The following is a 14,637-nucleotide window of genomic DNA, read 5'->3' on the forward strand; positions in this document are numbered from 1 at the left end:
GCCCGAAGTCAGTGACCCAACCGCAAGGAGGGAGCTGCCGAAGGCGGGACTGGTAACTGGGGTGAAGTCGTAACAAGGTAGCCGTATCGGAAGGTGCGGCTGGATCACCTCCTTTCTAAGGAAGAATGAGTAGAGGTTGTTTTGCTGTTGAGTTATCAAGCAGAGGAAGTTCGGCTGCACTAGATTCGATCGTCGCAAAGCTCGATCTCATCAAGTTGCAGCGAACAGCTTTCGTACTAAGCTCGAAAGGACCTCGCTAAGTACTCAAAGCTTCTGGTGGCGATGCGCTTAGGGGAAACACCCGTACTCATCCCGAACACGATGGTTAAGACTTAAGCGGCCGATGGTACTGCACTGGAGACGGTGTGGGAGAGTAGGTGGCTGCCAGATTAAAAAAGAAAAAACAGAAGCGATTCTGTTTCATATATATACAGACAGATCCGAATGACAGTGGGATGAGCACCACGTCTGCTATCGTAGGATGTGTTAACCCAATCAGCAGGGAAGTGCTGTTACCATAACTGGTTTTACCAGTGATTTAAAATCAAAAAAAGTTTTGGTTTTAAATGACTGATAAAACATCAGTCGATAACGTACCTTGAAAACCGCATACAGACAAAAATATCCGATAAATAATGAAGAGAGTATTCGGAAAGGCGGCAGGAACAGGAATTGGACGCTTGCGTACATATGACTGTTGGTGACGACTGAGAGATATTCGAAGAATATCTCGAGCGAGCAAACTTGTTTCTGAGCATGCGAATACGAACGGAACTATTTATCAACAAGACATCCGAGGATAGGTTCAAAGAGATTTGAACTTATAAAAAGCAAGCAACAAAGTGACAGAAGTCACACGAGAGAAAACTCGTAAACACAACCCGACCGCATATACAACGCTATGTATATGAAGGTTAAGCGAAGAAGAGCGCAGGGTGGATGCCTTGGCACTAAGAGCCGATGAAAGACGTGATAAGCTGCGAAAAGCTTCGGGGAGGAGCAAATATCCATTGATCCGGAGATATCTGAATGGGGAAACCCACTGGAGGAGCCCTCCAGTATCCATACGCCAATCCATAACGTATGGAGGGGAACCCGGTGAACTGAAACATCTAAGTAGCCGGAGGAAGAGAAAGAAACATCGATTCTGTGAGTAGCGGCGAGCGAAAGCGGAAGAGCCCAAACCAGCGTGCGTGCATGCTGGGGTTCGGACTGCATAAGTGACTGATGAGGGTAATGGAACGGTTTTGGGAAAGCCGGCCAGAGAGGGTGAAAGCCCCGTACATGAAACCCAAGTCAGCGCGGCAGGATCCAGAGTACATCGAGACACGTGGAACCTTGATGGAAGGAGCGGGGACCACCCCGTAAGGCTAAATACTACTTAGTGACCGATAGCGCATAGTACTGTGAAGGAAAGGTGAAAAGGACCCCGGGAGGGGAGTGAAAGAGAACCTGAAACCCTGTGTTTACAAGCTGTGGAACTACGTTAAGGTAGGACCGCGTACTTTTTGTAGAACGGTCCGGCGAGTTGCGGCTGCTGGCGAGGTTAAGGACAGAAAGTCCGGAGCCGGAGGGAAACCAAGCCTTAATAGGGCGAGATAGTCAGCAGGTGCAGACCCGAAACCGGGTGATCTACCCATGTCCAGGTTGAAGCTGCCGTAAGAGGTAGTGGAGGACCGAACGCACATCCGTTGAAAAGGGTGGCGATGAGGTGTGGGTAGGGGAGAAATTCCAATCGAACCCGGAGATAGCTGGTTCTCCTCGAAATAGCTTTAGGGCTAGCCTCATATTAGTCTAACGGAGGTAGAGCACTGAATTTCCTAGGGGGCGTCAAAGCTTACCGAAGAATATCAAACTCCGAATGCCGTATAGATGATGTATGGGAGTCAGACTGCACGAGATAAGTTGGGTAGTCGAAAGGGAAAGAGCCCAGACCTCCAGCTAAGGTCCCAAAGTGCGTGTTAAGTGGAAAAGGATGTGGGATTTCGAAGACAACCAGGATGTTGGCTCAGAAGCAGCCATACATTCAAAGAGTGCGTAATAGCTCACTGGTCGAGAGGTCCTGCGCCGAAAATGTCCGGGGCTAAAATACGACACCGAAGCTGAGGAATTCTTAAGGAATTGGTAGAGGAGCATTGGATGCGCGGCGAAGCAGTACCGGAAGGAGCTGTGGAGTGCATTGAAGAGAGAATGCCGGAATGAGTAGCGAGAGGAAGGTGGGAATCCTTCCGGCCGAATATCCAAGGTTTCCAGGGTAAAGCTGATCTGCCCTGGGTAAGTCGGGACCTAAGGCGAGGCCGAAGGGCGTAGCCGATGGACAACAGGTTGAGATTCCTGTACTACGGTATAACAGAACTGTGGGGACGCATGTGGAGAGCATGGGCGCGGAATGGAAAGCCGCGTGCAAGCGAGGTAGCTGTGCGGGAGGAAAACCCCCCGCATAAGGTGAAGACGTGACGCGGACCGAATTAAAGTAGGGAAGCATGTGAGCCATGTGCCAAGAAAAGCCGCTATTGTTTGTACCGTACCCGTACCGTAAACCGACACAGGTGGATGAGGAGAGAATCCTAAGGCCGACGGAAGAAGCATTGTTAAGGAACTCGGCAAAATGACCCCGTAACTTCGGGAGAAGGGGTGCCTGGGAAACCAGGCCGCAGAGAATTGGCCCAAGCAACTGTTTAGCAAAAACACAGGTCTATGCAAAACCGCAAGGTGAAGTATATGGGCTGACGCCTGCCCGGTGCTGGAAGGTTAAGAGGAGAGGTTAGCGCAAGCGAAGCTTTGAATTTAAGCCCCAGTAAACGGCGGCCGTAACTATAACGGTCCTAAGGTAGCGAAATTCCTTGTCGGGTAAGTTCCGACCCGCACGAAAGGCGTAATGATTTGGGCGCTGTCTCGACAATGCATCCGGTGAAATTGAAGTACCAGTGAAGATGCTGGTTACCTGCGCCAGGACGGAAAGACCCCATGGAGCTTTACTCCAGCTTGACACTGGGATTCGGTAATGCATGTACAGGATAGGTGGGAGGCTAAGAACCAGGGACGCCAGTTTCTGGGGAGCCGCTGTTGGGATACCACCCTTGCGTTATTGGGTTTCTAACCAGCTGCCGTTAACCGGCAGTGGGACAATGTCTGGCGGGGAGTTTGACTGGGGCGGTCGCCTCCGAAAGGGTATCGGAGGCGCCCAAAGGTTCCCTCAGAATGGTTGGAAACCATTCGAAGAGTGCAAAGGCAGAAGGGAGCTTGACTGCGACACCGACGGGTGGAGCAGGTACGAAAGTAGGGCTTAGTGATCCGGTGGTATTAAGTGGGAATGCCATCGCTCAACGGATAAAAGCTACCCTGGGGATAACAGGCTTATCACTCCCAAGAGTTCACATCGACGGAGTGGTTTGGCACCTCGATGTCGGCTCATCGCATCCTGGGGCTGTAGTAGGTCCCAAGGGTTGGGCTGTTCGCCCATTAAAGCGGTACGCGAGCTGGGTTCAGAACGTCGTGAGACAGTTCGGTCCCTATCCGGCGCGGGCGTAGGATATTTGAGAGGAGCTGCCCTTAGTACGAGAGGACCGGGGTGGACTGACCTCTGGTGCACCGGTTGGTTTGCCAAGACCATGGCCGGGTAGCCAAGTCGGGCAGGGATAAACGCTGAAGGCATCTAAGCGTGAAGCCCCCCTCAAGATGAGATATCCCAAGACCCCTTGAAGAATACGAGGTAGATAGGGCAGAGGTGGAAGTGTGGTAACACATGGAGCTGACTGCTACTAATAGGTCGCAAGCTTATCCAAAGACGGAGAAAGGCGGATGTGGGTACGCGAAAGCGGAAGGAAGCACAAAGTGGTTCCGAACGGGAGAGCGTAGACACATAGAAAAGACGCTGATCGAAGCAATCGGAAGGGTAAAAAAGACTTGTAAAGATCGGAAAGATATGGTATTCTGTATGTGGTTTTGAAGGTATGTTGGTAACGATATAGCTTCAAGGCACAACGACCGTAATGGGTCGTTAAGTGTTCATAATTATATATTCCTCCTTAGCTCAGTCGGTAGAGCATGCGGCTGTTAACCGCAGTGTCGTTGGTTCAAGTCCAACAGGGGGAGTTTTGTCGTAGGAGTTCTTATCCATGACAAATACAGATATGGCTCCTTGGTCAAGCGGTTAAGACATCGCCCTTTCACGGCGGTAACACGGGTTCGATTCCCGTAGGAGTCATTTTCACAGACTTCTGTGAATATAATAGAATATGGCGCCATAGCCAAGTGGTAAGGCACGGGTCTGCAACACCCTTATCACCAGTTCAAATCTGGTTGGCGCCTCTTAAAACCTCAGAAATTATTTTCTGAGGTTTTATTGTATCACGAAAAACAAAAACGAAGATTCTGTGACCGGACGGTTACCGGGATTTTTGGGATGGCGGCAGAAATGGAGAGAGGTGCCATGGAGAAAAACGAAAAGAAACAGAAAAAAAAGCGTCGTGCATATCTGGATGATTTTAAAAAAAATGACAGTGGCGATTACGTCTATGAGGGCGCGATGTACGCATTTTGCGAAAGAGATGAGAGCAGAAAGAAAATGCTGGCAAAAGTATGCGGACTGTGCGGCGCTCTCGTTTTCACTGCCGTGGTAAATGGTTTTCTGCCTGTTCCCGGTCTTCAGAACAGCGCCTTCGTGCTGCTGCCTTTCGCGGTGGAGCTCATAGCCTCCATAAGCTGCTGTGTCGCTGTTGGAAGAATTATTCTAAATGGAAAAGCGTTGCGGGAATACGTATATCAGGCAACTGTGATGAAGCTTCCGGGAAGATCTGCTATCGCACTGTTTGGAGCCGGGGCGGCACTTTTTGGTGAATTGCTCTATCTGGCACAGGATTTTTCTCAGGCACGCTCTGTGTATGTACTGATTTTCTTTGTTTTGCAGCTTGCTTCTTTTGGAAGCGCATTGTATCTGCACCGTGAATCGAAAGCTCAGAGGTGGGAGAAAATATAAAAAATATGGGTGCTATCGCTGCGGTAAAGTGGTAAAAGCATAAAATTTCTATAAAGAACGAAAAAAACGGCAAAAAATGCAAAAATAACGCACGATTTGACACAAAAAGGAAGTGCAAAATTATATAAAAAATTGACAAGACAGCAGGAAAAAGGTATAATACTAAAAGCAAAACTGAAAACAATATAGGTAAGATATAACTTCACCGAAAGGGGGGATATCCCCCCTTTTATGCTTGTGTTACAAGCATAAAAGTCTTGTTTACAGTTTTTTCAGCAAATAAAAAAGGAGGAAGAAGGATGATGAATGCAAAGAAGCTGTTGGCGTTTACGATTGCAGCAGGTATGACGTTCGGTCAGTTTATGGGCGTGTCTGCAGAGGAAGCGGCAACGGAAGCTGTGACAGAGGCAGCTACGGAAGCAGCAACAGAGGCAGCTACGGAAGCTACAACAGAGGCAGCTACGGAAGCAGCAACAGAAGCAGCTACGGAAGCTACAACAGAGGCAGCTACAGAAGCTGCAACAGAAGTAGCTACAGAGGCAGCAGATGCTGCGGAGGCTGAAACAGAGGGTGCAGAGGCAGCACCGGAGGAAGCGACAGACGGAAAGACGCTGGTAGTTTCCAACAACCATTTTGAGGGAAAATTCTCCCCGTTTTTCGCACAGAGTGCAGAGGATCAGGATGTCGTAAACAGAACGTTTGTAAACCTGATGGATCTTGACCGCGTAGGCGCTCCAGTGCTCAATGGTATCGAGGGTGAGACTCGTGCATACAATGGCACAGATTACACCTACACAGGAATTTCTGACATCGTAGTGACAGAGAATGAGGATGGTACGGTATATTATGACGTAACAATGCGTGACGACCTCGTATTCTCAGATGGTACTCCGATGGATATTGATGATGTTATTTTCAATATGTATGTATATGCAGATCCGACATACGATGGATCAGCTACATTCTATTCTCTCCCGATCCAGGGGATGGAAGAGTACCGTTCCGGTATGGCTACGCTTTCCTCTCTGATCGCAGCAGCAGGCGAGGAGAACACAGACTTCACACTGTGGACAGAAGAGCAGCAGACTGCATTCTGGAACGCAGTAAATGAGGGCGGTGTTGCTTTCGCACAGGAGATCGTTGATGCCTGTGTAGCACAGGGACTGTGTGAAGAAGGCGATGTAGCTACGGCTGCAGCAAACTGGGCATACGAAGGCCTGGCAGCAGATGCTACAGCAAAAGACTTCTTTATGGCTATTGCAGAGAACTATGCATGGAATTTCGCATCTATGGAAGCAGAGACAGCAGGTACAGCTCTTGCTGATCTGATCCCGGAGGATGTTTACAATTATTCTACAATCGGTGTCGAGACAGGCGAGTCCGCAGATCACATCGAGGGTATCCAGCGTACAGGCGACTACAGCATGCGTGTAGTAGCTACAGAGATTGCTGCGAACATGATCTATCAGTTCCAGATCCCGGTAGCTCCGCTTCACTACTACGGCGAAGAGGATCTGTACGATTACGAGGCAAACAAGTTCGGATTTGAGAAGGGTGATCTTTCTCATGTACGTTCCGTAACAACACAGCCGCTGGGCGCAGGTCCGTTCGTATTCAAGGAGTACACAAACGGTACTGTTTATTTCGAAGCAAACCCGACATACGTAAAGGGTGAGCCGAAGATCAAATATATGAACTACATCGAGACTCTGGAGGATGACAAGACTGTAGGTATTGAGGCAGGTACGATCGATATCGGTGATCCGTCCTACTCAACAGAGGTTATGCAGCAGATCCAGGAGTACAACGGCGGCGATGAGAGCTTTGACGGAAGCGTAGTTACAGTAAGACTGTATGACTTCCTTGGCTATGGCTATGTTGGTCTGAGTGCAGACAATATTAAGGTTGGCGATGATCCGGCATCTGAGGAGTCCAAGAACCTTCGTAAGGCGATCAGCACAGTTCTGTCTGTATACCGTGACGAGTCCATCGACTCCTACTACGGCGAGACAGCTTCTGTTATCAACTACCCGATCTCCAGCACATCTTGGGCATCACCGCAGGTAACAGATGATGGATATCAGGTGGCATACTCTGTAGACGTAGAGGGCAACCCGATCTACACAGAGGGTATGAGCACAGAAGAGAAGTATGACGCAGCTCTTCAGGCAGCACTTGGATACTTCGAGGCAGCAGGCTACACAGTAGAAGACGGCAAGCTGACAGCAGCTCCGGAAGGCGCTAAGCTTGAGTATGCAGTAAACATCGGTGCAAACGGAAACGGAGACCATCCGTCCTTCCTGCTTCTGAAGAATGCAGCAGATGCATTTGCAAAGATCGGCTTTACTCTTACAGTAAACGATATTTCTACAGCTTCTGAGCTGTACCAGACATATCAGTCAGGTGTTGCTGAGATGTGGTGTGCCGCATGGCAGGCAACAGCAGACCCGGATATGTATCAGCTGTATCACAGCCAGGGTGCAACAAACTACTACAAGATCAATGATCCGGATCTTGATGAGATGATCGTTGGCGGACGTATGTCCACAGATCAGGATTATCGTAAGTCTCTTTACACAGCAGCTATGGATATCATCATGGACTGGGGTGTTGAGGTTCCGGTATACCAGAGAAGCGAATGCTTCATCTTCTCTACAGAGCGTGTAAACACAAGCACGATCCCGACAGACATTACTCCGTTCTGGGGCTGGGAGAATGAAGTTGAGAAACTTGAGATGAACTAATCATCTGATAATCGGGAACCGCTCCCAACCAGGAGCGGTTCTTTGACTACATCAGGAGAATGTGAGGACTTTTCATGAAAAAATTCGTTGCTAAACGAGTCGCTTTATCTGTAGTGATTCTCTTCTGTGTCACCTTCATTATTTATACATTGATGCGTTGTCTTCCAGGCTCCTTTGTGGAGAATATGGCAATGCAGTTGTCGCAGGCTCCAGACGCAAAGCCGTTTGAGGAGTGGCTGGCACAGCTTAATGAGACCTACGGTATGGACAAGGGGATCATCCCAGGATATTTTGTATGGCTTTCTGACGCAATCCGCGGTGATTTTGGAGAGAGCTGGAAATATACAGTTCCGGTTATCCAGAAATTTAACGATGTTATCTGGCTTTCCTTCGTAATGGGAGGCATTTCTTTTGTACTTCAGCTTCTGATTGCGATCCCTCTTGGTGTGATCGCATCAACAAAGCAGTATTCAAGACTTGATTATGGTATTACAGCAGGAGCGCTGATCGGTATTTCGCTCCCAACCTTCTTTTTTGCAACATTATTAAAGCTTTTGTTTTCCGTAAAGCTGGGCTGGTTCGACCTGTATGGACTGGTAGGACGAGATTATGCGCAGCTGGATGCTATGGGACAATTTCTCGACAAGGCGCATCACCTGGTGTTGCCGATCGCAACTTTGGTGATCGTTTCTGTCGGTTCGCTGATGCGTTATACACGTACTAATATGCTTGAGGTACTCAACTCTGATTATATCAGGACGGCGCGTGCCAAGGGCTTAAGTGAGAAAAAGGTAATTTATCATCACGCATTCCGCAACACACTGATTCCGCTCGTAACGATCATCGGAGGATCTCTTCCGAGTCTTTTTGCGGGTGCGCTGATCACAGAGACACTGTATTCAATCCCTGGAATCGGGTATACTTCCTATCAGGCGATGATCGCGGGAGACATTCCGTTTTCCATGTTTTATCTGACATTTATGGCAGTTTTGACACTCGCAGGCAACCTGATTTCTGATATTCTGTACGCTGTGGTAGATCCGCGCGTGCGTATCGCGTAAGGGAGGGGGAAGAAGGATATGAGTAATAATAAAAATATAAAATCCCCTGTGGATCTTGCGCAGGAGCGTCCGATGCGTGTACAGGACGTGCCGGGCAAGACAGCAGCACATCATGCAGAAAACAGGATGGAAGATGGCGGAAGCAATAAAGGCAGCCAGCACCAGGAGTTTTCTCTGAATGATGACCGCCGTGTCAAGGTGCTTTCACCGGGTGCGCTTGTTGCAAAGCGGTTTTTCCGAAACCGTCTGGCAGTGCTTGGTATGATCATGCTGATCGTAATGTTTGTTTTTTCCTTTATCGGAGGCATGATCAGCCCGTACGGTGAGGATGAGCAGTTTTACACATACACCTACATGGACAAAGAGTATGCCGGAGTCGTTCAGAACGACGAGGTGCGCTTTACTGTAGCGGACGGGAAAGAGTTCGGCACGCTGCTTCAGGCAAAACTCAAGCTTGCCATGACAAAGAAGGAGACTTCCTTTACAGAAAAGAATGTCAAGTATGAGGTGACGACACACGGCGATGACTTTTACTCTGTTACTGCGGATGGAGAGCCGCTTGCCGTAGCCAGCAAGGATATCATTACTTCCGCCGGCGAGGAGCTTCCATATGAAGTGAAGTACGGCGCGCTTACTGCAAATGCAGAGGAGAAGGATTCCTTTGAAGTAGACGGAAAGAAGTACAAGATCGATGAGGAAGGCAGTATCCTCGACGGCGATACGATCGTCGGATCGATCGGCCGTTTTATTGTACAGCCGGCTCAGGCCGGAACAAAGATCAGCAATGAGTTTAAAGAGGCAGTGCAGGAAGCGATTAACAACGGTGCGGAAGAATTCGTGCTCAAAGATGAAGAGGGCAATGAAAACACCTATACGATCACTTACAAGGCAGACAGCGATACGTACTCTGTCATCCAGGAAACAAAGACTTATGTCTATGACCGTTATGCAAATCCGTCAAAGGCTCACTGGCTCGGTACGGATACGAACGGTATGGACATGCTGACGAGACTGATGTACGGAGGACGTGTGTCTCTGGTCATCGGATTTATCGTTGTATTTCTGTCATGCTCGATCGGCGTGGTGCTTGGCGGAGTCTCCGGATATTTTGGCGGCTGGATCGACAACCTGATCATGCGTATCGTGGATATTTTCTATTGTATCCCGTCCATGCCGCTCGTTATCATACTCGGTGCAGCAATGGATGCGATGCGTGTCGACCCGCAGATCCGTATGCTTTATCTGATGCTGATCCTTGGCTTCCTTGGCTGGCCGTCTATCGCGCGTCTCGTGCGAGGACAGATCCTCTCACTGCGTGAGCAGGAATTTATGACGGCGACAGAGGCCTGCGGCATCAGTATACACCGCCGGATCTTTAAGCATCTGATTCCGAATGTTATCCCGCAGCTGATCGTTATGTGTACGATGAGTCTTGGCTCCACGATCATTACGGAGGCAACACTGTCCTTCCTCGGTCTTGGTGTTAAATTCCCATTTGCTTCATGGGGTAATATTATCAACGATGTAAATAACGCATACGTAATGACACATTACTGGTTTATCTGGATCCCGGCAGGTATCTGCCTGCTCATTACGGTGCTTGGATTCAACTTTGTAGGCGATGGACTTCGGGATGCATTTGACCCGAAGATGAAACGGTAAGGGGGATATGAATTATGGCTAAGAAACATGCAGAGGGCTATCTTTCAGCGAAAGAATCCCGCCGGATCTCAAAAGAAAACCGCCGGATCACAAGTAAGCTTGAAAAACAGCGCAAAAGAAAGAATGTGCCGGAGTCAGAGTACCTGACGACAATGAAGAATCCGGAGAATGCGGTTGAGTTTGACAATCTTCACACCTATTTCTTTACAGATGCAGGTACAGTAAAAAGTGTTGATGGCGTATCCTTTGAGGTACCGATCGGCAAGACAGTCGGCGTCGTAGGAGAGTCCGGCTGTGGAAAGTCCGTTACGAGCCTGTCACTGATGCAGCTCATCCAGAGACCGCAGGGGCAGATCGTAGAAGGTGAGATCCGTCTGAATCTTGGGGACAAGGCGTATGATATTGCGAAGATCCCGATGGAGAAGATGCAGTCACTGCGTGGAAACTATGTTTCCATGATCTTTCAGGAGCCGATGACCTCCTTAAACCCGGTGTTCCGTATCGGAGATCAGGTCGATGAGGTCATCGAGCTTCACAACAGCAGCATGAGCAAAGAGGAAGTGCGCCAGCGGACGATCGAGATGCTTGAGGTCGTTGGCATCGCGAACAGCAAGGGTGTAAGTGAAATGTATCCGCATGAGCTTTCCGGCGGTATGCGCCAGAGAGTCATGATCGCGATGGCGCTTGCATGCAGCCCGAAGATCATTATTGCCGATGAGCCGACAACGGCGCTGGACGTAACGATCCAGGCACAGATCCTTGATCTTCTGCGTCAGCTTAAGGACAAGATCAATTCTTCCATCATGCTGATCACGCACGATCTGGGTGTGATTGCTGAGATGGCTGACTATGTGGTTGTCATGTATGCAGGCCGTGTCGTAGAAAAGGGAACAGTGCAGGAGATCTTTGAGAACCCGGCACATCCGTATACGATTGGACTGATGGCGTCCAAGCCGGTAGTAGGAAAGCAGGTAGATAAGCTTTACTCCATCCCGGGCAAGGTGCCAAACCCGATCAATATGCCGAATTACTGCTACTTTAAGGATCGCTGTGAGATGAACTGCGCACAGTGTGACGGCGCATATCCGCAGGAGATCAGCTTAAGCGATACGCATAAGGTAAGCTGCTACCGCTACTATGACGGCGGCAAGATTTCCGATGAGGAAAAGAAAAATATCCTGGAGGGACACGTAAAGGCTCCCACAGGTGAAAAGGAGGGAAAATAGATGGCTGCAAAGACAAATGGAGAGATGACGGTCGAGCATCCGGTAACGTATGATCCGCAGTATATTCTGATGGTCAATGAGCTGAAAAAATATTTTCCCATAAAGGGCGGAATGGTATCCCGTACAAAGGGCTATGTAAAGGCTGTTGATGGCGTTACCTTCAACTTAAAGCGTGGTACGACGATGGGCCTTGTAGGTGAGTCCGGCTGCGGAAAGACAACGACAGGACGTACGATCCTGCGTCTTTCCGGAGAAAAAACAGGCGGTCAGGTACTTTTCAATGGAAAAGAAGTCTACGATGTGAGCAACGAAGAAATGCGTGCTCTGCGTACAAAGATGCAGATCATTTTCCAGGACCCGTTTTCCAGTCTGTCTCCAAGACTTCCGGTTGGTGAGATCATAGGAGAAGCAGTGCGCGAGCATAAGCTTGTGCCGAAGAATGAGTTTGAGGATTACATCGATCAGGTCATGGATAACTGCGGACTTCAGCCGTTCCACAAAGACAGGTATCCGCATGAGTTCTCCGGTGGTCAGAGACAGCGTATCTGTATCGCGCGCGCACTGGCCCTCAATCCGGAATTCGTTGTCTGTGACGAGCCGGTATCAGCGCTCGACGTGTCGATCCAGGCACAGATCATCAACCTGCTGAATGAGCTTCAGGAGAAATACTCACTGACGTATCTGTTTATCTCGCACGACCTTTCTGTCGTAGAGCATATTTCTGATACGGTAGGCGTTATGTATCTCGGAAATCTCGTAGAATATGGTGAGACAGCAGATATTTTCAAAAATCCGCTTCATCCATATACAAAGGCTCTGTTTTCGGCAATCCCGATCCCGGATCCGAATGCGAGAATGAACCGTATCGTGCTGGAAGGCTCTATCCCGTCTCCGGCAAATCCGCCTTCTGGCTGCAAGTTCCATACACGCTGTCCGTACTGCACGGCTCGTTGTAAGGAAGAAGCGCCGAAGCAGCGCGAGGTAGAAAAGGGACATTATGTAGTGTGCCACCTGTACGATAAGTAAAAGCTGCATGGGCATTGTACAAAGGGCAGTGTAGCTGAGCAAACAGTGAGGATACATTTCACGATGGTTCAATATGATAGACAGCTCCTCAGAATTTCGGTTTTGGGGAGTTCTTTTTATATGTATTTTATTGCGGGATAATGGTATAATCCATGTCATAGGGAACCAGAACCTGTAGCAATCAGAATATACCCTGTTATTCAATCAGATGGGAAAAATAGAGGAACAAAGTATTATCTTGTTTAATAGGATTCGCATTTGAAGTTGTCAGATAGAAAGGAAACGGCACTATGAGCGATAATTGGAAAAAATATCGGGAAGATCAGGATGACGACGGGCGTACAGTCGCAGATATGAGCGACGTGCAGCGTAGTATATTTTCTGGAAGCTGGCGTCCGGTTGGCGGAGGACACATACCGAAAAATAATGCGGAGCAGCAGGAAGAAACGCGCCCGCACCGCCCGTGGGAAGACGATTCTCTGACAAAAGAAGAGCGCCGCATGTATGTGCTGGGAGCTATGAAGGCAGCTCTCCTGATCGGTATGGTCTACCTGGTGGGCGGAGGTGTGCTGATCGCACTTTTGCTGGCCTGGTGGAATTAGTGCGATAAAGCAAAAGAACCGGAATTGTACTTAAGAAAGATAAAGTACAGCTCCGGTTTTTTATTTGTTACTCTATGATGCTAATTCATTATATTTTTGGATAAATTCATCGACGCTTTCTGCGCGTGCGGCGATCTTCAATAATTTTGTCAGAACAGCAAAATCTTCTGTCAACAAACGTTCTTTTAAATTTTCAGGGATCGGACCGTACTCTTGAAGCAGTTCTAATATACATTCAACTCTCCCCTCGATTTTTCCTTCTTCCATTCCGTCTTGCTTTGCATAATATATGATCTCATCAAATTTCATAAGCTCCTGTTTCACCTCCGGTAAAATCTTAACGCGTTCTACACAGTTATGCACCGTTTGGATATCCTGGTTTGAAACGTTGTGCATACTGCTGTCCTGGAGATAATTCAGCATGGATTTGATAGCAGTGTTACCGCCTTTTGTGCCCTTTGTGTAAAAGTAGAGAAATTGAAGTCCGTCTGGATAGGGCATTTCCGGCAGTTCGATACACACATTCTGAATCGTGTACAACATGTAATCGTAACCGAACGGATCAAAATCTGTGATGTTTATGACGTAGAGATTTGGCAGGTGTGAAAAATTGTTTTCTCCGCTGTTCATATAGCGTCCGTCTATCTTGGCCTGATAGAAACGGTTGTGGCGTGGATAATCCTGCTGACTGCGCAGGTGCGGTTCTACATCATAAAGATTCAGGATTGGATACGCGACATCTGTACTGTCTGTTTGCGTTGTTTCTTCTGATTCTGGTCGGATTTCTTCAATTTCAATATCCATGCGTATTCCACGGTGTTCGGGAGATATGGCAGGGATCACACGCTGTGCGATAACCCGTATATCGCCGATTTCTTTTTGGAGTAATACCGACAGCAAGGTGCGGCAGAAGATATTGCCGACATCGGGATCCGTTGCAACTGCGGTCATCAGAAAATCATCGAGTACGTTTAAGTCTTTCAGTGTTCGTTTCGTGTAATTCATATAAGTCCTCCTTTTGTTGGTGGAGCAGACCGTAATGCCATGAATACGAACAATAACCGAGAAATGCACGTTCTCTAAGGGGCGATTTCGGACTGCCAACAATGAAATTAAGTAACTGCGAAAACGTTGGCGATGTGCCAGAAATCTGCCTTTTGAGAAATGCCGAAGAAACCGGCAGGCGAAATGATTTTCACAAGGAAATACTCCTGTTTACATCATAGTATAGATTCAGTGGGGTGTCAAGAATTCACAGCGGAATTTGCGGAAAAATGCAGACATTTCGGTGTATGGAAGACTGCATCGGCTGTATCTGCGTAGCTTTAAGTATAGAAA

At 48.4% G+C, this 14,637-nt stretch carries 8 protein-coding genes, 3 tRNA genes and 3 rRNA genes; 13 read left to right on the forward strand and 1 reads right to left on the reverse strand.

Going from position 1 to position 14,637, the window contains the following annotated elements; all coding sequences use genetic code 11:
• From QOX44_RS07075 to QOX44_RS07135, 13 genes are all read left to right on the forward strand, one after another.
• Positions 1-115, forward strand: a 16S ribosomal RNA gene (locus tag QOX44_RS07075); the annotation flags it as partial.
• Between the two features lie 157 nt (positions 116-272).
• Positions 273-390 (forward strand): 5S ribosomal RNA (gene rrf, locus QOX44_RS07080).
• 522 nt (positions 391-912) lie between these two features.
• Positions 913-3,785, forward strand: a 23S ribosomal RNA gene (locus tag QOX44_RS07085).
• A gap of 237 nt (positions 3,786-4,022) precedes the next feature.
• Positions 4,023-4,095 (forward strand) — tRNA-Asn (locus QOX44_RS07090).
• Positions 4,096-4,135: 40 nt separating this feature from the next.
• Positions 4,136-4,207: transfer RNA gene (locus QOX44_RS07095), tRNA-Glu, on the forward strand.
• Between the two features lie 33 nt (positions 4,208-4,240).
• Positions 4,241-4,311, forward strand: a tRNA-Cys gene (locus QOX44_RS07100).
• Between the two features lie 121 nt (positions 4,312-4,432).
• The gene (locus QOX44_RS07105) at positions 4,433-4,978 is read left to right on the forward strand and encodes a hypothetical protein (protein ID WP_283682311.1); all 546 of its coding nucleotides are present in this window, start codon (positions 4,433-4,435) and stop codon (positions 4,976-4,978) included.
• Positions 4,979-5,277: 299 nt separating this feature from the next.
• Entirely contained in the window at positions 5,278-7,722 is a 2,445-nt protein-coding gene (locus QOX44_RS07110; protein ID WP_283682312.1) for an ABC transporter substrate-binding protein, read from the forward strand.
• 74 nt (positions 7,723-7,796) lie between these two features.
• The gene (locus tag QOX44_RS07115; protein WP_283682313.1) at positions 7,797-8,783 is read left to right on the forward strand and encodes an ABC transporter permease; all 987 of its coding nucleotides are present in this window, start codon (positions 7,797-7,799) and stop codon (positions 8,781-8,783) included.
• 18 nt (positions 8,784-8,801) lie between these two features.
• Positions 8,802-10,445: an ABC transporter permease gene (locus tag QOX44_RS07120; RefSeq protein ID WP_283682314.1), complete on the forward strand. Its 1,644-nt coding sequence runs from the start codon at positions 8,802-8,804 to the stop codon at positions 10,443-10,445.
• Positions 10,446-10,459: 14 nt separating this feature from the next.
• Positions 10,460-11,671, forward strand: coding sequence for an ABC transporter ATP-binding protein (locus QOX44_RS07125; protein ID WP_283682315.1), 1,212 nt, complete (start codon positions 10,460-10,462; stop codon positions 11,669-11,671).
• Between the two features lie 24 nt (positions 11,672-11,695).
• Entirely contained in the window at positions 11,696-12,697 is a 1,002-nt protein-coding gene (locus QOX44_RS07130; protein WP_442955389.1) for an ABC transporter ATP-binding protein, read from the forward strand.
• Positions 12,698-12,987: 290 nt separating this feature from the next.
• Entirely contained in the window at positions 12,988-13,299 is a 312-nt protein-coding gene (locus tag QOX44_RS07135) for a hypothetical protein (RefSeq protein ID WP_283682317.1), read from the forward strand.
• Between the two features lie 72 nt (positions 13,300-13,371).
• Here QOX44_RS07135 and QOX44_RS07140 read toward each other — a convergent pair whose 3' ends face one another.
• A complete protein-coding gene (locus tag QOX44_RS07140; RefSeq protein WP_283682318.1) occupies positions 13,372-14,304 on the reverse strand; it encodes a hypothetical protein in 933 nt (310 codons plus the stop codon).
• Positions 14,305-14,637: the final 333 nt, after the last annotated feature.

It is taken from the genome of Parablautia sp. Marseille-Q6255, from assembly GCF_951230155.1.
In the GTDB taxonomy this organism is placed as follows: Bacteria; Bacillota; Clostridia; order Lachnospirales; family Lachnospiraceae; genus Choladousia.